This window comes from Polycladidibacter hongkongensis (assembly GCF_001561995.1).
GTDB classification, from domain to species: Bacteria; Pseudomonadota; Alphaproteobacteria; order Rhizobiales; family Stappiaceae; genus Pseudovibrio; species Pseudovibrio hongkongensis.
Genome location: NZ_LLWC01000009.1, coordinates 74,517 through 97,244, shown reverse-complemented (window position 1 = coordinate 97,244; position 22,728 = coordinate 74,517). Strand labels below are relative to the sequence as shown.

The window sequence follows — 22,728 nt, the reverse complement described above, 5'->3', positions numbered from 1 at the left end:
TATCGTACGGTTGCGTCTGCTGGCTGTTAAATCTTGACGACCACTCTATTAGAAACTCAGGGGCTGTAAAGATAGCAAATTGACGCGGGCATTGAGCACCCGCGCCCCAGCTCAGGCCGCTAAGCAACAACCCTCATTGGTGTAATCTCCATTCTCTTGCCCGTGTTGCCATCAAACAAATGGAGCTTGTCAGGGGTTGCGGTGACATCCAGCTTTGAGCCGATCGCGAATTGGGCTTTGCCCGGCGCGCGCAAGATAACTTCCGGCCCGCCATTTCCCAATGTGCCATGAACATAGCTTTCGGCCCCAACAGGCTCAACAGCACTGACAATGAGGTGCGCTGTCAGCACACCGTGGGAAGTTTGCCCCTGTGGTATTATGTGCAGATCTTCCGGGCGAACGCCAAGTGTTATTTCCTCAGCAGCTACGTCCAGCTCTATCTCCAGCCCCTCACCTTCTTGGAGTTGCCAAGACTGGCCTTGCTTTTGCAACGCAAGCAGGTTCATGGCAGGAGAGCCGATAAAGCTGGCCACAAAAGTTGAGGCCGGTTTCTCGTAGACATCAATAGGGGCACCGATCTGCTCCACCTGACCACCATTGAGCACGACAAGACGGTCGGCCAATGTCATGGCCTCCAGCTGATCGTGCGTTACATAGATACTGGTAGTACCAAGTGATTTCTGCAGTTTCTTGATTTCAATACGCATCTGCACGCGCAACTTGGCATCAAGATTTGAGAGTGGTTCATCAAAAAGGAACGCTGCCGGATCGCGCACAATCGCCCGTCCCATCGCAACACGTTGCCGCTGCCCGCCGGACAAAGCCCGTGGCTTTCGATCCAGATAATCTTCGATCTCCAGGATACGCGCGGCCTCGCGTACGCGGCTTTCAATCTCCGCCTTGGCCGTACCCCGGTTTTTCAATCCGTAGGCCATGTTGTTGTAAACGCTCATATGCGGATAGAGCGCATAGTTTTGGAACACCATGGCGATGTCACGGTCAGCCGGTTCGACATCATTCACAGTACGCGCGCCGATCTGCGCCGTTCCGGAGGTGATTGCCTCAAGGCCTGCCACCATGCGCAGCAAGGTAGACTTGCCGCAGCCGGAGGGCCCCACAAGCACGATAAACTCACCATCTTCAATATCGATGGAGACACCTTTTACCGCCTCAACACCGCCTGCGTAGACTTTGCGAATGTCGTCTAATTTAATTTTTGCCATTGTTACAACTCACTTTTCGCTTTCTACGAGGCCCTTAACGAACCAAGACTGGAAAATCACCACGATAATCACCGGTGGCAGCATTGCCAGAATGGCCAGCGCCATGGCTTGGTTTGTGTCCGGGATTTGCGCGCCAATCCACACCTGCAGGATCTGCTTCATCCCACGCACCAACGTGAAGTACCCCTCATCTGTGGTGATCAAGGTTGGCCAGAGATACTGGTTCCAGCCGTAAACAAACATGATGATAAAGATGGCTGCGACCATCGTTTTTGAAAGGGGAACCAATATGTCGATGAAGAACTTGATTGGCCCGGCGCCATCAATCCGCGCGGCTTCCACGAGTTCATCAGGAACCGATTTGAAGAACTGGCGGAAGTAGAAAGTACCCGTCGCCGACGCGATGAGCGGGATGATGAGGCCTGAATAGGAATTCATCATGCCCAGCCCCTGAACGATTTCGTAGCTTGGCAAAATGCGCACTTCCAATGGCAGTAGCAAAGTAGAGAAGATGATCCAGAAGATGAACGTCCCAAGCGGCAAGCGGAAGTAAACGATGGCGTAGGCCGCCAGCATGGAGATGATGATCTTGCCTATTGCAAAGCCAAGCCCAAGCACCAGCGAATTCCAAGCCATGGTGAGGCCGGTGACTTCTTTTGTGAAGCCCCCTGCTTCTGTCAGGACAGCGGTGTACGTATCAACAAAGTGTCCGCCCGGGGTAAACTGCAAACCATTTTGATAGACCGAGATTGCATCATGGGTCGAGGTAAAAAACGCGAAGCCGACTGGCACCAACATGAACAGGGCACCAAGGATGAGGATGACGTGGTCGAGTAATTTGATCGATTTCATAGCATCCTCACGAGTAGTGCACACGGCGTTCGATCATACGGAATTGCACAATCGTTAGCGCGAAGACCAACACCATCAGTATGACGGATTGGGCGGAGGAGCCCCCAAGATCGTTGCCTCGGAAACCATCCACATACACCTTGTAGACCAAGGTTATGGGGTTATTGCCCGGCTCACCTTTGAGCACGATATCAATAATGCCGAATGTATCGAACAAAGCGTAGGTGATATTGATTATCAGCAGGAAGAAGCCTGTGGGCGCTAGCAATGGAAAGGTAACAGACCAGAAGCGTCGGGTTCCCGAGCGACAATCGATTGCCGCTGCTTCTTGAATAGATTTGGGCACGCCCTGCAAGCCGGAGAGGAAGAAAATGAAATTGACCGGTATCTGCTTCCAAACTGCGATGATCGCCATTACGAACGCCGTATCCCAGTAGTTTACACCCACTTTCATATCCCAGCCGAAGTGGGCAAGGAAGTCTCTCATTGGGCCGACATGCAGATCAAACAACATGATACCGACAAGGCCAGCCACTGGCGGAGCGATGGCATAGACCCACATTAGCAATGTGCGATAGGTGGCCGACCCATGAATAACGGCATCCGCTTTAACGGCCAATAACAAGGCGATGGAAAGCGAGAAGAACGCAACAATCACCGTGTAGAACAGAGTAAACCACGCGGTGCGCATGTATTCAGCGTTGGTCAGGATGTCGGAGAAATTCTCAAGGCCGACAAACGTGGAGCCGAAACCAAAGGGGTCTTCTAGGTAAAACGAGGCACGAATAGCCTCGCCTGCGGGCCACAAGAAGAAAACGGCTACAATGGCGAGCTGTGGCAGCAGCAACATGTAGGGCAGCAGCGGGTGTGAAAACTGGACGCGTTTCATTCCTATTCCTTGCGCGGTTGGTGCTTACGCTCTTTCAGCTGCAATCAACCTTGGTTATGCAGCGGACGGGTAAACAGCAAACCGAAGGCACCTCAAACAAGGCGCCTTCGGCTATGATTATTTGGCAAGTGCCTCTGGCTTAGCCGGAGGTTTTTTCAAAGCGAGCCAGCAACTTGTTGGCTTCTGCCTCGATGGTCTTGAATGCGTCTTCAACAGTGGTTTCACCAGAGAAGATTTTGCCGTACTCACGGTTCATCACATCACGCACCTGAACATAGAAGCCCATGCGGTAGCCTTTGGTGTTGTCTTGTGCAGGCAGAGACAACTGCTGAATGCCAACTTCGGCAGCCGGGAAGCGATCATAGTGACCATCTTTTTTCGCGGTTTCGTAAGCGGCATTGGTTACAGGCACATAACCAGTTTCTTTGTGCCAGGTGTACTGAACATCAGCAGATGTCAGGTACGAGAAGAAGTTGGCAACACAGTCGTTCTGCGCTTTTTCTTTACCGGACATTGCGAAGAGAGCCGCACCACCGATGAAGGTTTGCGCGCCTTCATCAATAACAGATTTCCAGTAGGGCAGCTGGCTGGCAGAGAATTTGAAATCTGTCGATTTCAAGAGGCCACCGAAGGAACCTGAAGAGCCAAGCCACATCGCAACTTTGCCTTCCTGGAATGGCTTTTGGTTGTCGGCCCAACCGGTGCCGTAGAAGCCATAGAGGCCATTATCCAGCCACTCTTTCACTTTGCCGAAGTGCATTTTGATCGCATCGTTGTTAACGAGGATCTTGGTGCCTTTGGCGCCATCGTAACCGTTGTTATTGGTCGCAAATGGCAGGTTGTGGCGAGACATAAAGTTCTCGGTGAAGATCCATGGGCTATGCGACTGAGACAGCGGTACATAACCTGCTGCCTTCAGCTTTGGTGCAATCGCTTCGAACTCTTCCCAAGTGGTTGGCGCTTCTACGCCAGCTTTAGCCAGAGCCTCTTCGTTGTAGTAGAGTATCGGGGTTGAGGAGTTGAACGGCATGCCGATCATCTTGCCTTCGCTATCCGCATAGAAGTAGCGAACACCCGGGATGTAATCTTCAATTTCGAATTTGGTGCCAGAAGCGTTTACAAGGTCTTCGGCAGCAATAACAGCGCCCTTGGCACCGATGATGGTCGCAGAACCGGCATCAAACACCTGTAGGATGTTTGGCTGTTCGCCAGCACGGAATGCAGCGATGCCTGCGGTCAAAGTTTCTTCGTAGGTGCCTTTGAAGACCGGGGTAAGCCGACAAACGTCTTGAGAGGCGTTGTAGTTAGCGGAGATTTCGTTAACGACTTCACCAAGACGGCCGCCCATAGCGTGCCACCATGCAATGTCAGTTGCGGCAAAAGAAACAGTTGTTGAAGTTGCCAGAGTTGCAAGAGCAACTGCACCGGCGGCAGCAAAACGGAAAGACATGTACCAAATTCCCCAGTAGTTAAATAGAGCTTGAAGCGTCTTCTTGCTCGCGACTTATGTATCGCCGCTACGGCGCCCCCCATAAATCGCTCAGCTACAAATCGGTATCACTGATCAAATAAACAAAACAATGACAGTTATTTGAACTTTAGATGAACCTAGAGGAATCGTTAGATTTTTAGCTTTTATCTCAATCTGTTACGTAAACTTGGTTTTTGTCTTTGGCGTTTCTGCTTGTTATAAATCTAAAAAAAGCACCATCAGAAGCGCATTAGGTGCGCCTTATGCGCTTTCAATAAACCGCGTTTATCTTCATTTGAAACCAAAAGCGATTCTGTAGTTTCACTTAATCACTTGCGTTCAAGCCCATATTTGCCTTCAATACTGCATAGGCTTGCAGGGCCGCTTCACGCGAGGCCTTCAGATCGACGATGGGATTGGGATAGGTTTCGCCAAGAACAATACCGGCTTTTTTTAGGATCTGGGCCGGAGCAAGCCATGGGGCAAATAGGTATTTGTCAGGCAGAGCTGCCAGCTCGGGCAGCAGACTTCTCGTGTAAACTCCAGCACTGTCGAATTTTCCGCCTTGGGTAACTGGGTTGAAGATGCGAAAATACGGTGCTGCATCTGCGCCACAGCCCGCGACCCATTGCCAACTGGCCGTATTGTTGGCGAGGTCGGCGTCGAACAATGTCTGCCAAAACCATTTGGCACCATCGCGCCAATCCTGTCGTAGGTTTTTAGTAAGGAAGGAGGCAACAACCATACGAACACGATTGTGCATATAGCCTGTTTGCCAGAGCTCACGCATGCCAGCGTCGACGATAGGAATGCCGGTCTTGCCCCTTTGCCAAGCAGCTAAAGACTCACTATCTTGCTCCCATGTGAAGCCCTGAAAATTCGCCTGAAAATTCTGGTTGGTCATTCGTGGAAAATGAAACAGCAAATAGTAGGAAAACTCGCGCCAACCCAGCTCGCTTAAAAAATGCTCCGTATCCACGCTTGCTGCCTGTTGCCCAACAGCGTGCCAAACCGTGTGCGGTGAGATCAAGCCATGGTGCAGATAAGGAGAAAGGCGCGAGACATTAGCACTTGCAGGTATGTTTCGCCCTGTTTTGTAATCGACAAGCCCCGAAGCCAGAAAAGTATCCAACTGTTCACTGGCACCTATTTCCGAAATCTTCCAATTTTTTGCTGTGGCCGTCTCCCACTCTTTTCCTAGGGTGAGTTCTAAACTTTGCAGTGTATTCGCATTATCCATCTTAGCGGCGAATTGATGCTCGGCTTTGAAGTACGGGTATGAAAGAGGCGACCTTGGCGGCGCAGCACTCTTGCACCCCTTGCGGTAAAATGGCGTGAAAACGCGATATGGCTTGCCATCAGGCTTTGCCACCTGCCAAGGCTCCCACAGTAACGAACCGTTGTGGCTTTGCACAGTTACCCCGCTATCAATCAGCGTTGCTTTGATTTGCGTGTCCTGATCAATCCGCCAAGGCTCATAACATCTATTCCAGTGAACATGTCTTACATTGTGGCGGGCACAAAGGCAGTTAAGCACCTGCAGCGCATCTCCCTTAAAGAATTGAAGATGCCCTTGCAAAGTGTGCTCTAGGCTTGCCAAGGCATGATGCAGCCAGAGAGCTGACGCACCGGAAACTACGTGTTCCCCCGCAGCAGCGGTATCATGAATGTAAATCGGTAAAACGCGTCCCTGCTGCAAGGCAGCATTGAGTGCCGGATTATCCGCGACGCGCAGATCCTGACGAAACCACATAATTGCATCAATCATTACCACTTTTGCCTCTGACATAATCGCACCATTAAAGGACCTCTTTAACCATTGGCGAAAGACCTCCCTCACAACTAGCTAGTTAGGGCCGTCTTTGTGTTTGTCCCGTTCGACCAAACAAAAAGTGGAAACAAGCCATGAAACCCCAAAGAAAGCCCCTCACCGCAACACTTATGTTCAGCCTAGGACTGCTGCTACCTATCTCCAACGCGCTTGCAGCAGATGCAACCTTGCTCACTCCGTCGGTATGCCAAGATACCAACAACCTGCTAACAACAGAGTGGTTGCGCAAGACAGTTGATAGCAACGAGATCTACTATATGGATGAAGGTGGCACCGTTACCAACATCAACAGCCAGTCTCAGGCAAAGTTTGATGACGCGACGTTTGTTTATGTCATAGCGCATGGCGCTGTAAACAAAGTGGGCGATTGGCCGGGTGAAGTGTTCGCCTCATACTTAAAAAAAGCCCATCCAAGCAAAATGGACTTTATCTATGTAACGTCTTGCGAAGCGGCGGGAACCAACGCTGGAACACAAAACAGTGTGCTGCGATCACTCGAAAAGACGATCAACAATAGCAACACACTTTACATGGGCTTTGAAGGATGTTCGTTTCTGGCAACCGATGGCAGCCTCGATATCACGAAGGGGCAACTGACCGATCGTGGCAAATTTCTGCCACAGCAAGAGGCTGCTCCAAACGAAAACGCCATGACCATTGCAAATCTTAAGCCCTATTGGAACACGCTACAGGGCGTAACTCAAACATTGGGCGACCAAACCATGAAAAAATACTGCGAAACTGCGCTTAACAAGGCTGACATGGCGGCTTTGAGCGAATTTATGAAGGCCTTCAACACCGTGTTTATCGACGGTTCTGAACAAATTACCTATCCACCGCACAACTCCTTGCGCGCTGCTAGTTTCTGGAAAGCAGAGGGTGAGCCGGTTACCTGCGGTGGAACGACAAAGTGCCCAAGTAAAAACTAAACGATGGAAAATGGTGGAGCCTAGCGGGATCGAACCGCTGACCTCTTCGCTGCCAGCGAAGCGCTCTCCCAGCTGAGCTAAGGCCCCATTAAAGTAGGAAGCGTGCCTTTTAGAAGGTGGCTTCCAGTGGGAAATGGTGGAGCCTAGCGGGATCGAACCGCTGACCTCTTCGCTGCCAGCGAAGCGCTCTCCCAGCTGAGCTAAGGCCCCATTTCCACTTCAAGATCTCACAGGAGAGGAGATCCGTTGCTGGAGGCGGAACATAGTCCGGCCGCCTCCTTCGCGCAAGTACAAATCTAAATTTTACTCAGACAATTCAAAAGCCTGTGGAAATTTAGTTTTCGTCGTCATCGTGGCTGACAACAATGCCCGGCACGCTCTCGTCGTCGTCATCTTCGTCTTCCAAGAAAACGTCGCCATCATCTTCATCGATATCGCCGGTATCGATATCATCATCGCCGAGATCAGGGATATCTTCGCTGTTTTCTTCGTCAGCGTCTTCCAGAGAAACCAGCTCTACGTTTGCAGGCGTGGTGTCCTCTTCCATTTCCTCTTCTTCGTCTTTAACTGCTTTAGATGCCTTAGCAGTTTTGACGCTCATACCCAGATCGAACATCTCGCCACATTTAGGGCAGATGATTGGATCGCGGTCAAGGTCGTAGTATTTTGCGCCACAGCCGGCACAGGTGCGTTTGGTTCCGAGTTCCGGTCTTGCCACGGTTCTCACCTTTTGTTGCTTCGTTGACCGCCCCATTAGCCTTGGCGGCTGGTCGTGTCAAAATAATTCTTGTTGATCTAACCGAAGAGTTAGCCGCTGTTTCCAATATTCGCAATAGTTCTGTTGTCACAATGGTGACTGAGCGAATGTTACATGCTAGGAGGGACTACTTTTATCCACGCCGCAACCCCGGATTTGCACATGTCCAACAGTTTGACACCACAGAAAATCGCCACCCGAGGAGGCAACGCGCTTAAGGGTACGCTGAAGGTGCCCGGAGACAAATCAATTTCTCACCGCTCGTTGATGTTTGGTGCCCTTGCGATAGGGCAGACCAGAATCCACGGCCTTCTCGAATCGGAAGATGTTATCGGTACCGCTAATGCAATGAATGCAGTTGGCGCAGTTTGCGAGCGCCGCGAAGACGGCAGCTGGACCGTTGACGGTGTCGGGCTTGGCTCCTTGCTTGAGCCAATAGCTCCGATTGACTTTGGCAATGCAGGCACCGGCGCACGTTTGTGCATGGGTATTTTTGCAGCGCACCCGATTTCTGTGATGATGATCGGTGACGCTTCCCTTTCTGGCCGTCCGATGGGCCGCGTTCTGAACCCGCTTAGAGAGATGGGCCTTGAAGTGATCGCACGTCAGGGCGACAGGCTGCCTGCTGCGATCCGCGGTAGCGACGCACCAGCGCCGATGACGTATCGCGTGCCGATGGCTTCTGCGCAGGTGAAGTCTGCCGTTCTTCTGGCTGGATTGAATACACCGGGCACGACAACTGTGATCGAGCCGGTGGCAACACGTGATCACACTGAGAAAATGCTCAAAGGCTTTGGCGCAGATCTTTCTGTCGAGATTAACGAGGCTGGCGAGCGCGTGATCACGCTGCAAGGTCAGCCAAAGTTGTCCGCACAAGAGGTTGTTGTTCCGGGTGACCCCTCTTCAGCCGCCTTCCCTATTGTCGCGGCTTTGATCACACCGGGTTCTGAAATCACCGTCGAGAATGTCTTGCTAAACGAGCACCGCATTGGGCTTATCACCACGCTTCTTGAAATGGGTGCTGACATCTCCATCAGCAACGAGCGCGAAAGCGGCGGCGAGAAAATCGGCGACATCACAGCGCGCCACTCGCAGCTGAAGGGGGTCACCGTTCCTGCCGAACGTGCCCCAGCGATGATCGACGAGTATCCGATTTTGGCGATTGCGGCTGCATTTGCGCAAGGCGAGACTGTCATGCTTGGTCTTGATGAGCTGCGCGTGAAGGAATCGGATCGCTTGGCAGCGGTGGCACGTGGATTGGAAGCAAACAACATCCCTTGCGTTGAGGGCGAGGACACACTCACCGTCACCGGCGGTGCAAACAATATCGGTGGCGGCACCGTTGTAACGCATTTAGATCACCGCATTGCCATGAGCTTTCTCGTGCTCGGGCTAGCCGCACACAAGCCTGTTGCTGTAGATGATGCGGCCCCGATTGCCACCAGCTTTCCGACATTTCTTGAGCTTGTAGGCACGCTCGGAGGCGAAATAAACGATTTATCTGAGGAGGCCGCATGATTATTGCGCTTGACGGCCCTGCCGCATCTGGCAAGGGCACTTTGGCCCGGCAGCTCGCTGAGCATTTTGGACTTAAACATCTAGATACAGGCTTGACATACCGTGCTGTCGCTGCTGCGCTGTTGGCGCGTGGCTTGCCTCTTGGCGATGAAAAACTGGCAATTTCCGTTGCACAAAACCTAGATCTTGGAGCGCTTGACCGCAATCAACTATCTGCACATGAGATCGGGGAAGCGGCTTCTCGCATCGCTGTTTTGTCGGGTTTGCGCGAGGAACTCGTGCGCTTGCAGCGGGCATTTGCCGAATCTGATGAAGGTGCTGTGCTGGATGGTCGCGATATCGGCACTGTCGTTTGCCCTAACGCAACGGCAAAACTGTTTGTAACCGCTGCGCCAGAGGCGCGTGCCAAACGCCGGACAGATGAGCTACAAAGCAAGGGAATACCTGCTGTTTTTGACGAAATCCTTGAGGATTTAAAACGGCGCGACACGCGCGACAGCACGCGCAAAGATTCTCCATTGCTGCCGGCAAGCGATGCACACTTGCTTGACACGACAGAAATGGATATAGAAACGGCATTCAAAGCGGCTGTGGATATTGTCACGCGCGCTGCGGCGGCCTAGTGCCCCCAAAGCTCTGGCGCAGGAGACACCCCAGTCAACTTTGAATTTTCGTGAGATCAGGCACACCGTTTTCGCCGGCCTGCTGCAAAGCAGTAAAAGCCTAGGCGCCGCAAAAGTGCCTTGGCCGGGATGTCTGGTCTCATTTTTTGCAACACTAGCCCGCCGGCGATGGCCAGACATGGCCTAATGGAGTTTTTATGGAAAACGTGAATCTTGCTGAGGATTTTGCATCCCTGCTCGAAGAATCCTTTGCGACCTCCGACCTCTACGAAGGTACCGTTGTAAAAGGCACCATCGTTGCGATCGAAAAAGACCTGGCTGTTATCGACGTAGGTCTTAAGGTTGAAGGCCGCGTTCCTATGAAGGAATTCGGTGCGAAAGGCCGTGCAGGCGAGATGGCTGTTGGCGACGAAGTGGAAGTTTACCTTGAGCGCGTTGAGAACGCGATGGGTGAAGCTGTCCTGTCTCGCGACAAAGCCCGCCGCGAAGAAAGCTGGGTTCGTCTCGAAGTTGCTTTCGAAGCAGGCGAGAAAGTCACCGGCCAGATCTTCAACCAGGTGAAAGGTGGCTTCACCGTTGATCTGGATGGCGCAGTTGCCTTCCTGCCACGTTCTCAGGTTGACATCCGCCCAGTGCGTGACGTTACCCCGCTGATGAACAACCCGCAGCCATTCCAGATCCTGAAAATGGACAAGCGTCGCGGCAACATCGTTGTTTCCCGTCGTACCGTTCTGGAAGAGACCCGCGCAGAGCAGCGTTCCGAGCTGGTTCAGAGCCTTGAAGAGGGTAACACCGTTGAGGGTGTTGTTAAAAACATCACCGATTACGGTGCGTTCGTTGATCTGGGCGGCATCGACGGCCTGCTGCACGTCACCGACATCGCATGGCGTCGTATCAACCACCCAAGCGAAGTTCTGTCCATCGGCCAGACCGTGAAGGTGCAGATCGTACGTGTAAACCAGGAAACACACCGCATTTCACTGGGTATGAAGCAGCTGGAAACCGACCCATGGTCCGGTATCGAAGCAAAATACCCACTGGATGCGAAGTTCTCTGGCCGTGTGACCAACATCACCGACTACGGTGCGTTCGTAGAGCTGGAGCCAGGCATCGAAGGCCTGATCCACGTCTCCGAAATGTCTTGGACCAAGAAGAACGTACATCCTGGCAAAATCGTTTCTACCTCTCAGGAAGTAGAAGTGGTTGTGCTGGAAGTGGACGCTTCCAAGCGCCGCATCTCCCTGGGTCTCAAGCAGACCTTGCAGAACCCATGGGAAGCATTCGCTGAGAAGTACCCTGTTGAAGCTGTTGTTGAAGGCGAAGTTAAGAACAAAACCGAGTTCGGTCTGTTCATTGGCCTTGAAGGCGACGTTGACGGCATGGTGCACCTGTCTGATCTGGACTGGAACCGTCCGGGCGAGCAAGTCATCGAAGAATACAAAAAGGGCGACGTTGTTAAAGCTGTTGTTCTTGATGTTGACGTTGACAAAGAGCGCATCAGCCTTGGTATCAAGCAACTTGAGTCCGATCCGTTTGAAGCCGCTTCCGGCGATGTCCGCAAGGGCTCTGTTGTAACTTGTGAAGTTACAGAAGTGAAAGAAAACGGTCTGGAAGTTAAGCTGGCAGACAGCGACCTGACCTCCTTCGTTCGTCGTGCAGACCTTGCACGTGAGCGTGGTGATCAGGATCCTACCCGCTTCAACGTTGGCGAAACCTTCGAAGCACGCATTACCCAGTTCGACAAGAAAACCCGCCGCGTTGGTGTCTCCATCAAAGCGCTGGAAATTGCCGAAGAAAAAGAAGCTGTTGCACAGTACGGTTCTGCAGATGCAGGCTCTTCTCTGGGCGACATTCTTGGTGCAGCTCTCAAAGCAAAATCCACCGACGACTAAGATTGGCTTTGATAAAGCCTTTCAAGAAACCCGGCTTTCGAGCCGGGTTTTTTTACGCGCTGTTCACCATGGCAACAGACGATGCGTTTGCTCGCAATTTTGGCGGCAATTTTCACTCTTAAGTGACGAAATACCCCTAAGTATAGCATTGAAGACGCGAGGGAAGCCTTGCTAATCAGATCTCTGCAACCCGCCCGAAGTTGCAGAGTGTGGGAGCTCGTTTTTGTAAGCCGTCCTTGCAGCATTCGGCTCAGAGCCTCCCATCTTAAGCGCGGCAAACTACGCCCCTAGTAGCCCGCGCCAAGTAAGAAAGACCGCTGAAAGAGAGGGACAACCTCCAGATAAAGCGGCAGCAAAGACGAATGTCCACCTGGCCCCATTGGTCAAAGACCCCGTCTCGTTCTCAGCTCCCCCCCACCTCCTGATGAACGAGACGGTTTTTTTTGTCTTGTGCGCAACTTTTAGCCTATCATTGATGTTTCTGCCCGCTTGCCCTAGGGATTTTATCAGTTTACCGCATGAGGAAGAAATGAAACGTCCCGCGCAAGATTGCCAGAACATGGCGCAGATCCGAGAACAAATTGACCGGATGGACAAGGAGCTTATTGCTCTGTTTGCAGAACGTTTTAGCTACATCACCCGAGCGGCGGAAATCAAACCTGCGTTAAAGCTGCCTGCGCGCATAGATAGCCGCGTGGAAGAAGTGGTGCGCAATGTGGAAGACGCCGCAAGCGAGGCGGGCCTGAATGGCGCTTTCTACGGAAAGTTGTGGCGACAGCTTATTGACCAAGCTATTGAACACGAAGAAGACCTGATGCCATCACAAGACAAGGCATAACCTTGCCGATACTTCGTTACTGATAGTTCTATTGGTTTGATGTTGATGGTTTCCTAATAGAAAATATTGACCAAACTCGTAAAATCTCCACTTGGCTTTTGAGTGTGGGCGTTTATGCTAGCAACTTAAACACCTTACACCTGCGAGGCGCTGTGAGTTTGGATAGTGATGTTATCATTGAACGCCGCCGTTTGCGACGAAGCCTGAGCTTCTGGCGCGTATGTTTTTTTCTTGTTGCCATCCTAGCAATTGGCGCTCTTGTGTTTCGCGCTAGCAGTATTGGCGATCCTACCTCCGAGGCACACATCGCCCGCGTTGAAGTTAACGGCGTTATCTTGCAAGACAGGGCCATGATCACCCTGCTTGATGATCTGCGCGAAGATGACAGTGTGCGGGGTGTGATCCTCAGCATCAACTCGCCCGGCGGATCCACAAGCGGCGGCGAACGCCTTTACTCTGCCTTGCGCCGCGTGGCCGCAGAGAAGCCTGTTGTCGCCTCTATTGGCACCATGGGTGCCTCGGCCGGCTATATGATCGCCTTGGGTGCCGACGCCATCTATGCCGATTACAACTCCCTGACCGGCTCGATTGGTGTTCTGTTCCAATATGGAAACTTCAGCGAACTTTTAGAAAAAGTTGGTGTGGAATTTGATGCCATCAAGAGCAGCCCTTTGAAGGCCGAACCTGATTTTTATAGTGCACCTAGTATTGACGCAAAAGACGCCATGCGCACTCTTATCATGGATAGTTACGACTGGTTTGTCGGTATTGTAGCGGAGCGACGGAACTTGGACATGGCACGCGCGCTCGAGCTTGCGAATGGTCAAGTCTATACCGGGCATCAAGCGAAAGAATTTGGACTTGTCGATGGCATCGGCGATGAACTCGCCGCGAGAGCATGGCTGATTGACGAAAAGAAACTTAGTAAAGATCTAGAGGTTGTCACGTGGCGTCCAATACGGCCAGATGACAATTTCCCTATTTATTTGAAAGGTTTTTTGGGAATCAGCCCATCTTCTGATAGTGTTCTGGGAAAGATTTTTTCAAGTTTCGCTGGTTTAGCGACAAATACTGGCGAGGTTGAAGGACTGGTGTCGGTTTGGCAGGCACCGTCTGTTGCGAACCAAGGTATAACGGGGGGCAAGGAATGATAAAGTCGGAGTTGGTGCAAACAATCGCGGAGCGTAACCCGCATCTCTATCAACGGGATGTCGAGAACATCGTCAATGCAATACTTGACGAGGTTACCTCAGCGTTGATGCGGGGAGACCGCGTGGAACTGCGTGGGTTTGGAGCGTTTTCTGTTAAGAACCGCCCCGCACGCATCGGCCGCAATCCGCGCACGGGACAAAAAGTGGAAGTAAGCGAAAAGTTCGTACCCTTTTTCAAAACTGGCAAGGAAATGCGCGAGCGCCTAAATGATGGCGTGGACCACGGCGAAGACGATTAACAAAACCCGGAGACTGGTGTGACTCGTTTATTGAAGCGCTTGTTGCTGTTGCCTATTGGCTTGCTCGTTATTGTGTTGGCAGTAGCGAACCGTCACAGTGTTTCGCTGGCGCTCAATCCGTTCGATCCGGCGGATACAATGCTCACGCTATCTATTCCGCTGTTTTGGCTGTTATTTGGTGCAGCTGCTCTTGGGGTGATATTGGGAGGTGTCGCCACTTGGAACAACCAAGGAAAATTTCGCAAGGAAGCCCGTGTAAATCGCCGGGAGGTGAACAAACTGCGAGCCGAGAGTGATCAACTTAAAACCCTCGGCGAAGGGAGCACCCAAACCGCCATATCGCATCACGCTTAAGCTCTAGAGGTTCGAATGCGCATCATCACAACTGGAGAAATTGACAGTGTGGTTGATGCGCGAGACATCGTAGAGGAACTTAGACACAGCTACCGTGGCCGGACGCGAGAAAGCGGCAAGCGGATCACCCTTGTGGGCAGTCCTGGCGGGTCAGGGTGGATTGAAAACACCTCGGCATGGGCAGACTATTTCTCCCAAGAGGGAAAACAACGCGGCTTTCTCGGCAATCGCGTGTCTTGCTCCCCCCCCTGCAATGGCCCGACAACCGATGGCCGCGCTGATAATGCGAGCTCTGTCTACATTCTTTTTTCTGGAAATAGCGGTGCGCCACTTGCATTAATCGATGGCCTCGCCCTTGATTGTTGGCGCCGCGCAGCGGCGGCGGCACTTGCAAGCGGCTACCTCGCGCGCGAGGATGCGAGACATCTGCTGTTACTTGGTGCCTCGATGCAAAATCTGTATTGCACGCTGACCTTGAGCGCCCTGAGGCGGCTTGATCAAGTTCTCGTTTTTGAACCTGAAAAGGGGCGTGCGGATACAACACTTCGCCGCCTGCATGCAGCGGGTCTACGTGCATCCGCGACACGAGATCTGGAAGGAGCACTTGCAGGCGCTGACATAGTGCAACTGGCGCCACACAGACTATCCGGCTTTCATCTAATTGGTGATCAACTTGCGTCTGGTTGCCATGTGAACGTCCTGTTTGATCCCGTCAATATCCGCCAGTGTTTTGACGCTCACGCGCTAAATGAGTGTCGTTTTTTCAGTGACTACATGAGCGGGACGAGCAGGGAGCCCGAATTTGCAGCAAATTTGCAAGAGCTTTGCCAAGGGCAGCTGGCTGGCCGCCGATACTATCAGCAACGCACTGTGTTTGCTTGTGGGGGGACCGCACTGCAAGACCTCTGCTTGGCTCAGTACATTTTCCTGCGCAGTTGATCCCCCTAGTTGGGCGAATTGACTAAGAAAAAGGGCCGGCAGAATGCCGACCCAGTTTATAGGGGGGATGGGATTGCCTTATGCAAGATTATTATTTGGCAATCCATTCCTGAAAACCGGGCTTCGCAACAGCCGCTTTCATGATTTCCATTGCGTCACTGCCACGAAGCGCGAGCGGTGCACGGGCCTGGCCACAATCAACGCCAATGAGCTGCATCGCAGCTTTTACGCCGGGGATCACGCCAACCTTGATGATCGCTTCCACAAAGTCTTGTGAGATTGCTTGTAGTTCGCGCATACGATCAAGATCCCCTGCGATTACAGCTTCATTGATCGCAGTATAGAGATTACCCAGTACGTTGTAAGTTGTGCCGATCCCGCCATCGATGCCAGATGTTGCCGCATAACCATACATTTCATCGAAACCGAAGAAGTAAGTTTTGTCAGGGCAACGCTCCTTAATACGCGAGAGCGCAAACAGATCATTGCTAGTAAACTTGATGCCTTCAACATTAGGAAGATCGAGGATTTCAACAATTTGGTGGGTCGGCGTCGCCCGGCCAGTGCGAATCGGCACTTCATAAACAATCAGAGGAAGGTCAGTGGCCGATGCAATGGCCTTGTAATAATTGAAGATTTCCTCTTGGGTATGTGGGAAAGCATAGGGCGGCAGCGCTGAGAGAGCATCAAAGCCCAGTTCCTTTGCACTTTCTGCAAGAGCAACCGCATCCTTGATACTAGGCATACCCACATGCGCAATTAGTTTGCCTACCCTACCTTTTGCGCTGTCCATAACAATTTTTTGTTGTACCAAAAGCTCATCAACCGACATAGTTGCAGCTTCTGCGCTACTACCCCCAATGTAAAGGCCCGCAACATTCTGCTTTACGGTGTAGCCTATAATGTTTTCTTGGCGTTTTTCGCAGAGTTTGCCATCATCAGAGAAACCTGACATTAGCGCCACGTGCATGCCAGCCAGTTGTTTTTTCATTGTTTTTTGCCCTGTAGTAGGGTGAGCACACCCACGAATGTCGCTTTGCCCACCAAATCCTTCAAACTCGATATTCTCGCACAGTAATATTTCAATTCTTGATTGACAATACATTTTTTTACGCTTACCAAATTGGATATCAGGCAAGCAGTAGTGAGGAATCGGGAGCTTCCCCTGCAAGTGTCCGCTTGGTAAGAGTGGTCAGTTTGTCGTTTGTGGAGGAGCAGCAATGGTTGCTGAAACATTTTCAAAAGCTGAAGCAGGAACGCAGAAAACTGCCATTGATGGTATGCGTGTCTCAGATCAGCTTTGCCAAGCTCTCATAGAAGAAATTAATAGTGGAACGGTACAGGTCGGAGAGCCTCTCCCCACCGAACGTGAGCTTTGCGAGCGCTTCAATGCGTCGCGCCCGACGGTTCGAGAAGCCCTCTCCCTCATGCAAATCAAAGGGTATGTCGATACAGAGCCGGGCAAGCGCCCGAGAGCTGCGAAGCCATCTATCGAGCAGATCGTTCGTTCTGCAGGAGAATTGATCCGCAATCTGCTGAGTGATGACGAAATCGGCGCACATGTAGAGCAGATGCGACAGTTCGTCGAAATCGGTGCTGTCCGCGAAGCGGCAAAACGGGCGACCAATCTGCAAATCGCCCAGATAAAAGCAACACTTGAGGCGAATTTCAAAGCAATTGAATCCGATGATTTTCCTGCAACTGACATTGCCTTTCACCGCTCAATTGTTGCGGTTATCGGCAACCCGCTCATTCTGACGCTGCACGATATGTTTGTTTCATCGATGGTAAAGCTGCGCCCTGCCGAGCGCGACATCATTGAACATAATCAGATGGTCTACGAAGAGCACCGTCAACTCTACGAAGCAATTCTGGCAGGGGATGTAAACGAGGCTGCGATTATCATCGACCGGCATTTGGCAAGGTCTTATCGCTCTCGTCTTGCTCCTCCAGCAAAGGTTGAGGGGCTGCCTTCTCAGCCCTTTTAACGCCTAACCAGTCTTGGGGCTGGTTTGTCTTTCACACCAAGGAGGAATGGAAGTGAAACTTGCAAAAAAACTGATGGTTGCTACTGCAGCTCTATGCATGACCACCGCTGGCGCACTTGCTCAAAAAGAGCTCAGCTTCGGTATGCAGGACAATGAAGCATCTAACGTTTATAAAGGCGCAGTTGCATTTAAAGAGAATTTGGAAAAGGTATCTGGCGGCGAAATGACCGTTAAGATTTTCCCAAGCTCTCAGCTCGGCGCGTTCAAAGCAATGGTTTCCCAAGTTCAGGCAGGCGCTCTGGACATGGTAATGACCGGCTACCCAGACATGAGCTACATCATTCCCGAGCTGAAGCTGATCGGTGCGCCTTACGTCGTATCTGACTATGCTCACCTGAAAGAGCTGATCAACGGCGAGTTCGGTAAGGAAATGGACAAGAAGTTTGGCGAAAAAGGCATCAAGGTCCTTGATGTTTGGTACTACGGTACACGTCAGACCACTTCTAACAAACCGATCAACTCCATTGATGACATGAAGGGCTTGCGCCTGCGCACCCCGAACGTGCCATTCTTGATCGCATATGCAAAGAACACCGGCGCAAGCCCTGCTCCAGTGGCATTTGCAGAGGTTTACCTGGCGCTGCAGACCAACGCAGTAGACGCTGAGGAAAACCCACTTCCAACCATCGAAGCAATGAAATTCTACGAAGTGCAGAAGTACATTGCAATGACCAACCACTTTGTGGCTTCTTCTGCAATCCAGATCGGCACCAAAGCATGGGACGGTCTTTCTGCACAAGAGCAAAAATGGGTTAATGAAGCTGTTCTTGCAGGCGGTAAAGTATCCAACGACCTTACCTTCAAAGCTGAAAAAGAACTGGTTTCCAAGTTCAAAGAGCGTGGCCTGACCATCACCTACCCAGACACCGCTCCATTCCAGGCTGCCATGAAACCTTACTATGACGAGCTGGAAGCAACTTTTGGTGAAGGTTCTGTTACCTCTCTTCTGAAGAAATAATCACCACCCGCCGCGGTCTTAAGGCTGCGGCGGCTTCTTTTTCATCTACCTCTGCCAAAGGGGGGCAGAATGATAAAAAACTGCAAATTCAGCCTAGAAGGCTGTGTTGCCTCTCTCCTTTTCATGTTTCTTATCTGTGTGATTGTGTTGCAGGTACTTGGCCGCACTAGCCTAGTCGAAGCACCGATCTGGACAGAAGAAGCATCTCGCTGGATCTGGGTCTGGATGGCGTTACTCGGCATTGGCGAAGTTGAGCGAACAAACGGGCATCTACGCATGGGCTTTTTGGCGGATATGCTGCCAACGCGCGTGCAGTGGCTTCTCACACTTACAATCGATCTTGTGTACTTTTACGTGGCTGCGCAGCTGCTCTACTACGGTTACTGGCAGGTTCAGTACTCCTGGTACAATGAAGCGGTGACACTACCGTTTACAGATGCCCTAATGTACGCCGCATTCCCGGTTGCCTTCGTTTTTGTCGTGGCACGAATTGGTATGCGCATTTTCCGTAGTCTGTTCACGTCCCAATCTAAAGCTGCGGGGGAGTAGCTTCATGACCCTTCTCATTGTTTGCGTAACATGGTTGGCCATGGTCTTCATTGGTATTCCTATCGGTATTGCCATGATTTTCGTTTCTATGGCTTATCTTGCCACTGTTGGTATGGCGCCTACATTTGCCGTACAAAAGATGGTGGACGGTCTTGATAGCTTCCCGATGCTTGCTGTGCCTTTGTTCCTGCTGGCGGCAGCTATTTTGAACTCTTCGGGCATTACAAACCACTTGTTTGGTTTTGCACGCGCGCTTGTTGGCCGTTTCCCCGGCGGTCTTGGCCATGTGAATGTGCTGGCTTCCCTCTTCTTCTCCGGCATGTCCGGCTCCGCCATCGCCGATGCGGGCGGCCTTGGAAAGATGGAAATCAAAGCGATGCGTGATGCGGGCTATGATGACAGTTTTTCTGGCTCTGTAACCGCTGCATCCTCGATGATCGGCCCTCTCGTTCCCCCAAGCATCACCATGGTGCTGTATGGCGTTGTTTCAAACGCCTCGATTGGGCAGATGTTCCTTGGTGGCATTGTTCCGGGCTTCCTGTGTACAGTTGCTTTGATGGTGATGGTTTATGTCCTTGCCAAGAAACGTAACTACCCCCGCGATCCCGCTTATGGTTTTGGCGAGGTCTTTACACTGTTTGTGAAGTCCTTCCCGGCCTTGCTAACTCCTGCAATTATCGTTGGCGGTATCTTCAGTGGCTATTTTTCCCCAACCGAGGCCGCTGCGGTAACCGTTGTTTATGCGCTGGCGATTGATATCTTTATCTATCGCGAACTGACCTTGAAAAAGTTCTGGAATGCGATCTACGAGACCACATCCACCTCGGCGTCAATTGCAACGATTATTGCCGGTGTAAACCTGCTTGGCTTCGTGCTTGCACGGGAGCAGGCTCCGCAGCAAATCGCCGACATGTTCCTTACGTTGTCTGATAGCCCGATCACGTTCTTGATTGCGGTTAACCTGCTGATCTTCGTATTGGGGGCGTTTATCGAGTCATTGGCAATCCTGTTGATTGTCGTGCCGATCCTTGTGCCGGTTGCGCTTGGCTTTGGTATCGATCCGGTCCACTTTGGTATCATCGTGGTACTTAATCTGATGATCTCTACGCTAACACCGCCTATGGGTATGGCCCTGTTCGTTGTGGCGAAAGTGGGCAACATTCCTTACAGCCATTTGGCAAGAGGTATTGTGCCTTGGCTCGTCCCACCGATTGTGGTGCTGATCCTTGTTTGTGCCTTCCCTATTCTTGCCACTGGCCTGCCGGGCCTGATGCGCTAGCGAGGAATCTCAAGCACATGACTGTTTTATCTAACTTGCAAAACGGGCTGGTGGTTTCCTGCCAGCCCGTTGACGATGGACCGATGGACCGCGTGGACATCGTTGTAGCTATGGCGCAGGCGGCTGTTGCAGGCGGTGCGGATGCGCTGCGGATCGAAGGTGTAGAAAACCTGCGAGCGGTTCGAAAAGCTGTTCAAGTGCCGATTATCGGGCTGGTGAAGCGCGATCTGGAAGACAGCCCAGTTCGCATTACTATCTATAAGCAGGATGCGCTGGATCTCGTTGATGCGGGTGCCGATGTCGTTGCCTATGACGGTACAGACCGGGCTCGCCCAGATGCTGCGGCTGATGTGCTCAAGAGCATTCTAGCGGCTGGCGTTATCGCCATGGCGGATTGTGCAACTTTGGAAGATGGCAAGCGAGCTTTGGCCGGCGGCGCCGGTATTATTGGCACGACAATGTCCGGCTACACAGCGCAAACAGAAGGCCGTGGCAATGGCGGGCCGGATTATGAATTGCTACAGGCGTACGGCGAATTGGACGGCTTTGTCATGGCCGAGGGCAGGTTTAACACCCCTGCACTTGCAGCCTCAGCCTTCGCTAATGGCGCTGATGCTGTGACCGTTGGCAGCGCTATTACGCGGCTGGAGCATATCACTGGCTGGTTCAAAACCGCGATCGAACGCCAACTTGGTTAGGATGCAACAATATGGTGGCAAAAAAGGACATCAACGGTATCGCTGTTGATTTTGGCGGCACGAAAACGGCTGTTGCACGCATTCATGCAGGTGAATTGGTCGCACGCGAGCAGGTCAGCTCTGATGGTGCGATTGGCGTTGAAGAGCAAGTTGCACGCATGGCGCAGCTGATAAAAGAGCTGGAGCCTCGCCAAGATGAATGCATTGGCGTGGCAGCTACCGGACGGATTGACAGCGATGGCAACTGGTATGCGGTTAACACCAGCACTTTGAATGGCATCTCCAAGGTGCCACTTGCACAAATGCTGCACGAGGTGTTAGGGCAGCGTGTGCGCGTGGTGAATGATGCCTTGGCAGGGGCGCTGGGAGAGTACCACATTGGCGCAGGTACCGGGGCGCGATCGCTCGGGTTTATAACCGTTTCGACGGGTGTCGGCGGCGGATTTATCTTGCAGGGTAATCCGCTGATGTCCGCTAACGGGCTGGCCGGTCATGTAGGCTTTACCACAAGTAGGCAACTAACAACCGAATGTGGGTGCGGGCGCCGTTCGACGGTGGAGAGCATCGCCGCTGGTCGTGCTTTGGCCCGCCTCGCGGCGGAACAGGGACACCCGGGGCTTGATGGGCGCGCAGTGTATGAAGCAGCGCTGGCTGGAGAACCTTGGGCGAAGCAACTGGTTGAGCAATCCGCAGCTGTGATTGCCGAGCTTTGCGCAAATACCTGCGCAACGATGGGTCTTGACCGCATTGTACTTGGTGGCAGCGTTGGGCTTGCGCAGGGCTTTCTGGAACTGGTGCGGTCATATCAGGCTCAAGAACCGGAACTGTTCCACTGCGATGTAGTTGCCGGTTCTCTTGGTCAGGATAGTGCGCTATTGGGTGCATTGCTTGCACAGGACATCTAGCAATCAAATTTCGCTAGAGACGATACAAAGGCGGCGGAGTTTACTCCTCTTCGCCTTTCTTTTTGCTCACATGGGTGAGTTTTTCGTCGCTAGGTGTGTAGCTGGGCCAACTCCAGCCATAAGCGATTGCGCCAGCTCGTAGTGTGAACGCAGCAAGCGCCCCGCAGCTAACAGCAATAAACTGCGCATCAAAAATGTAAATCAGCGTGACATAGGTCGTGGCACCTGCAAAAGCAGCTGCGAGGTAGATTTCACGCTGCAAAAGGGCAGAGGGCTGACCCGCGATCACATCACGGGTTATGCCACCAAATGTCGCTGTCGAGACACCCATTAACACTGCGACCGAGGCTGAGTGCCCAAGACTCAACGCTTTGGCGGCGCCCATTACGGTGTAGGCCGAAATGCCAGCAGCATCGAGCCAGCGCAATGGGCGACCACGCGCTTCGACCCATTCGGCCGTGAACCACATAACGGCGGCAACAGCCGTACAAAGTGCGAGGTAAGAGCTGTTTTCCACCCAAAACACCGGCACCCCGAGTAGTAGATCCCGCAATGTTCCACCACCAATACCTGTTATTGCGCAGAAGAACAAAAATGCGATGAAATCCTGACGCAGGCGCGCCGCGACAAGGCCGCCTGTAACAGCGAAAATGATGACACCAAGGTAGTCAAGGTATTGCCAAAGCGGTTGTGAGAAGAGATCTGGGTTTGCAGTCATGTGATCT

General features: G+C 52.2%; 23 protein-coding genes and 2 tRNA genes. 15 read left to right on the top strand and 10 right to left on the bottom strand.

Annotated features, from left to right (window positions below; translation table 11 throughout):
* Positions 1 to 119 precede the first annotated feature (119 nt).
* From AYK82_RS03725 to AYK82_RS03705, 5 genes are all read right to left on the bottom strand, one after another.
* Complete coding sequence (locus tag AYK82_RS03725) at positions 120 to 1,223, bottom strand: sn-glycerol-3-phosphate import ATP-binding protein UgpC (RefSeq protein WP_068311501.1); 1,104 nt, start codon at positions 1,221 to 1,223, stop codon at positions 120 to 122.
* Positions 1,224 to 1,232: 9 nt separating this feature from the next.
* A complete protein-coding gene (ugpE, locus tag AYK82_RS03720; RefSeq protein WP_068311499.1) occupies positions 1,233 to 2,075 on the bottom strand; it encodes a sn-glycerol-3-phosphate ABC transporter permease UgpE in 843 nt (280 codons plus the stop codon).
* Positions 2,076 to 2,082: 7 nt separating this feature from the next.
* A complete protein-coding gene (locus AYK82_RS03715; RefSeq protein WP_068311497.1) occupies positions 2,083 to 2,964 on the bottom strand; it encodes an ABC transporter permease subunit in 882 nt (293 codons plus the stop codon).
* 139 nt (positions 2,965 to 3,103) lie between these two features.
* Positions 3,104 to 4,414 carry an extracellular solute-binding protein gene (locus tag AYK82_RS03710; RefSeq protein WP_068311495.1) on the bottom strand — a complete coding sequence of 437 codons (1,311 nt, stop codon included), beginning with the start codon at positions 4,412 to 4,414 and terminating at the stop codon, positions 3,104 to 3,106.
* Between the two features lie 346 nt (positions 4,415 to 4,760).
* The gene (locus AYK82_RS03705; protein WP_208976370.1) at positions 4,761 to 6,224 is read right to left on the bottom strand and encodes a cryptochrome/photolyase family protein; all 1,464 of its coding nucleotides are present in this window, start codon (positions 6,222 to 6,224) and stop codon (positions 4,761 to 4,763) included.
* 116 nt (positions 6,225 to 6,340) lie between these two features.
* On the opposite strand from AYK82_RS03705, the gene AYK82_RS03700 reads away from it, so the two are divergent.
* On the top strand, positions 6,341 to 7,195 hold the full coding sequence (locus AYK82_RS03700; RefSeq protein WP_068311493.1) for a hypothetical protein: 855 nt from the start codon (positions 6,341 to 6,343) through the stop codon (positions 7,193 to 7,195).
* A gap of 11 nt (positions 7,196 to 7,206) precedes the next feature.
* On the opposite strand, the gene AYK82_RS03695 is transcribed toward AYK82_RS03700, so the two are convergent.
* From AYK82_RS03695 to AYK82_RS03685, 3 genes are all read right to left on the bottom strand, one after another.
* Positions 7,207 to 7,282 (bottom strand) — tRNA-Ala (locus AYK82_RS03695).
* 47 nt (positions 7,283 to 7,329) lie between these two features.
* Positions 7,330 to 7,405: transfer RNA gene (locus AYK82_RS03690), tRNA-Ala, on the bottom strand.
* 124 nt (positions 7,406 to 7,529) lie between these two features.
* The gene (locus tag AYK82_RS03685; protein ID WP_068312002.1) at positions 7,530 to 7,913 is read right to left on the bottom strand and encodes a TIGR02300 family protein; all 384 of its coding nucleotides are present in this window, start codon (positions 7,911 to 7,913) and stop codon (positions 7,530 to 7,532) included.
* A gap of 201 nt (positions 7,914 to 8,114) precedes the next feature.
* Between AYK82_RS03685 and aroA the strand changes: the two genes are divergently transcribed.
* The 8 genes from aroA to AYK82_RS03645 all read left to right on the top strand — a co-directional run bounded on the left by aroA (position 8,115) and on the right by AYK82_RS03645 (position 15,566).
* Positions 8,115 to 9,470, top strand: coding sequence for a 3-phosphoshikimate 1-carboxyvinyltransferase (gene aroA, locus AYK82_RS03680; RefSeq protein ID WP_068311491.1), 1,356 nt, complete (start codon positions 8,115 to 8,117; stop codon positions 9,468 to 9,470).
* Positions 9,467 to 10,093: a (d)CMP kinase gene (gene cmk / locus AYK82_RS03675; RefSeq protein ID WP_068311488.1), complete on the top strand. Its 627-nt coding sequence runs from the start codon at positions 9,467 to 9,469 to the stop codon at positions 10,091 to 10,093. The genes aroA and cmk overlap by 4 nt, the downstream gene beginning before the upstream one ends.
* A gap of 197 nt (positions 10,094 to 10,290) precedes the next feature.
* A complete protein-coding gene (gene rpsA / locus AYK82_RS03670) occupies positions 10,291 to 11,985 on the top strand; it encodes a 30S ribosomal protein S1 (protein WP_068311486.1) in 1,695 nt (564 codons plus the stop codon).
* A 529-nt stretch (positions 11,986 to 12,514) separates the two neighbouring features.
* Positions 12,515 to 12,823 (top strand): chorismate mutase, encoded by a 309-nt coding sequence (locus tag AYK82_RS03665; RefSeq protein WP_068311485.1) that lies wholly within the window; start codon positions 12,515 to 12,517, stop codon positions 12,821 to 12,823.
* Positions 12,824 to 12,975: 152 nt separating this feature from the next.
* Positions 12,976 to 13,974, top strand: a complete 999-nt coding sequence (gene sppA, locus AYK82_RS03660; protein ID WP_068311484.1) for a signal peptide peptidase SppA — start codon at positions 12,976 to 12,978, stop codon at positions 13,972 to 13,974.
* The gene (locus AYK82_RS03655; protein WP_068311483.1) at positions 13,971 to 14,273 is read left to right on the top strand and encodes an integration host factor subunit beta; all 303 of its coding nucleotides are present in this window, start codon (positions 13,971 to 13,973) and stop codon (positions 14,271 to 14,273) included. The genes sppA and AYK82_RS03655 overlap by 4 nt, the downstream gene beginning before the upstream one ends.
* A gap of 18 nt (positions 14,274 to 14,291) precedes the next feature.
* Entirely contained in the window at positions 14,292 to 14,627 is a 336-nt protein-coding gene (locus AYK82_RS03650; RefSeq protein ID WP_068311477.1) for a LapA family protein, read from the top strand.
* A 15-nt stretch (positions 14,628 to 14,642) separates the two neighbouring features.
* Entirely contained in the window at positions 14,643 to 15,566 is a 924-nt protein-coding gene (locus tag AYK82_RS03645) for a hypothetical protein (RefSeq protein ID WP_068311475.1), read from the top strand.
* 91 nt (positions 15,567 to 15,657) lie between these two features.
* On the opposite strand, the gene AYK82_RS03640 is transcribed toward AYK82_RS03645, so the two are convergent.
* Positions 15,658 to 16,557 carry a dihydrodipicolinate synthase family protein gene (locus AYK82_RS03640; protein ID WP_068311473.1) on the bottom strand — a complete coding sequence of 300 codons (900 nt, stop codon included), beginning with the start codon at positions 16,555 to 16,557 and terminating at the stop codon, positions 15,658 to 15,660.
* A gap of 229 nt (positions 16,558 to 16,786) precedes the next feature.
* Between AYK82_RS03640 and AYK82_RS03635 the strand changes: the two genes are divergently transcribed.
* The 6 genes from AYK82_RS03635 to AYK82_RS03610 all read left to right on the top strand — a co-directional run bounded on the left by AYK82_RS03635 (position 16,787) and on the right by AYK82_RS03610 (position 22,003).
* Positions 16,787 to 17,554, top strand: a complete 768-nt coding sequence (locus AYK82_RS03635; protein ID WP_208976369.1) for an FCD domain-containing protein — start codon at positions 16,787 to 16,789, stop codon at positions 17,552 to 17,554.
* A gap of 52 nt (positions 17,555 to 17,606) precedes the next feature.
* The gene (locus AYK82_RS03630; protein WP_068311995.1) at positions 17,607 to 18,572 is read left to right on the top strand and encodes a sialic acid TRAP transporter substrate-binding protein SiaP; all 966 of its coding nucleotides are present in this window, start codon (positions 17,607 to 17,609) and stop codon (positions 18,570 to 18,572) included.
* A 69-nt stretch (positions 18,573 to 18,641) separates the two neighbouring features.
* Positions 18,642 to 19,121, top strand: coding sequence for a TRAP transporter small permease (locus AYK82_RS03625; RefSeq protein WP_068311471.1), 480 nt, complete (start codon positions 18,642 to 18,644; stop codon positions 19,119 to 19,121).
* A 4-nt stretch (positions 19,122 to 19,125) separates the two neighbouring features.
* Positions 19,126 to 20,400: a TRAP transporter large permease gene (locus AYK82_RS03620; RefSeq protein ID WP_068311469.1), complete on the top strand. Its 1,275-nt coding sequence runs from the start codon at positions 19,126 to 19,128 to the stop codon at positions 20,398 to 20,400.
* 17 nt (positions 20,401 to 20,417) lie between these two features.
* Positions 20,418 to 21,098, top strand: a complete 681-nt coding sequence (locus AYK82_RS03615; protein WP_068311467.1) for an N-acetylmannosamine-6-phosphate 2-epimerase — start codon at positions 20,418 to 20,420, stop codon at positions 21,096 to 21,098.
* A gap of 11 nt (positions 21,099 to 21,109) precedes the next feature.
* Complete coding sequence (locus tag AYK82_RS03610) at positions 21,110 to 22,003, top strand: ROK family protein (RefSeq protein ID WP_068311465.1); 894 nt, start codon at positions 21,110 to 21,112, stop codon at positions 22,001 to 22,003.
* Between the two features lie 40 nt (positions 22,004 to 22,043).
* On the opposite strand, the gene AYK82_RS03605 is transcribed toward AYK82_RS03610, so the two are convergent.
* Entirely contained in the window at positions 22,044 to 22,721 is a 678-nt protein-coding gene (locus AYK82_RS03605) for a trimeric intracellular cation channel family protein (protein ID WP_068311463.1), read from the bottom strand.
* Positions 22,722 to 22,728: the final 7 nt, after the last annotated feature.

Coding starts and splice junctions, on each gene's coding strand:
- AYK82_RS03725 (WP_068311501.1), bottom strand. CDS start 1,223: ATGGCAAAAATTAAATTAGACGACATTCGCAAAGTCTACGCAGGCGGT.
- ugpE (WP_068311499.1), bottom strand. CDS start 2,075: ATGAAATCGATCAAATTACTCGACCACGTCATCCTCATCCTTGGTGCC.
- AYK82_RS03715 (WP_068311497.1), bottom strand. CDS start 2,964: ATGAAACGCGTCCAGTTTTCACACCCGCTGCTGCCCTACATGTTGCTG.
- AYK82_RS03710 (WP_068311495.1), bottom strand. CDS start 4,414: ATGTCTTTCCGTTTTGCTGCCGCCGGTGCAGTTGCTCTTGCAACTCTG.
- AYK82_RS03705 (WP_208976370.1), bottom strand. CDS start 6,224: ATGTCAGAGGCAAAAGTGGTAATGATTGATGCAATTATGTGGTTTCGT.
- AYK82_RS03700 (WP_068311493.1), top strand. CDS start 6,341: ATGAAACCCCAAAGAAAGCCCCTCACCGCAACACTTATGTTCAGCCTA.
- aroA (WP_068311491.1), top strand. CDS start 8,115: ATGTCCAACAGTTTGACACCACAGAAAATCGCCACCCGAGGAGGCAAC.
- cmk (WP_068311488.1), top strand. CDS start 9,467: ATGATTATTGCGCTTGACGGCCCTGCCGCATCTGGCAAGGGCACTTTG.
- rpsA (WP_068311486.1), top strand. CDS start 10,291: ATGGAAAACGTGAATCTTGCTGAGGATTTTGCATCCCTGCTCGAAGAA.
- AYK82_RS03665 (WP_068311485.1), top strand. CDS start 12,515: ATGAAACGTCCCGCGCAAGATTGCCAGAACATGGCGCAGATCCGAGAA.
- AYK82_RS03655 (WP_068311483.1), top strand. CDS start 13,971: ATGATAAAGTCGGAGTTGGTGCAAACAATCGCGGAGCGTAACCCGCAT.
- AYK82_RS03645 (WP_068311475.1), top strand. CDS start 14,643: ATGCGCATCATCACAACTGGAGAAATTGACAGTGTGGTTGATGCGCGA.
- AYK82_RS03640 (WP_068311473.1), bottom strand. CDS start 16,557: ATGAAAAAACAACTGGCTGGCATGCACGTGGCGCTAATGTCAGGTTTC.
- AYK82_RS03635 (WP_208976369.1), top strand. CDS start 16,787: ATGGTTGCTGAAACATTTTCAAAAGCTGAAGCAGGAACGCAGAAAACT.
- AYK82_RS03625 (WP_068311471.1), top strand. CDS start 18,642: ATGATAAAAAACTGCAAATTCAGCCTAGAAGGCTGTGTTGCCTCTCTC.
- AYK82_RS03620 (WP_068311469.1), top strand. CDS start 19,126: ATGACCCTTCTCATTGTTTGCGTAACATGGTTGGCCATGGTCTTCATT.
- AYK82_RS03615 (WP_068311467.1), top strand. CDS start 20,418: ATGACTGTTTTATCTAACTTGCAAAACGGGCTGGTGGTTTCCTGCCAG.
- AYK82_RS03610 (WP_068311465.1), top strand. CDS start 21,110: ATGGTGGCAAAAAAGGACATCAACGGTATCGCTGTTGATTTTGGCGGC.
- AYK82_RS03605 (WP_068311463.1), bottom strand. CDS start 22,721: ATGACTGCAAACCCAGATCTCTTCTCACAACCGCTTTGGCAATACCTT.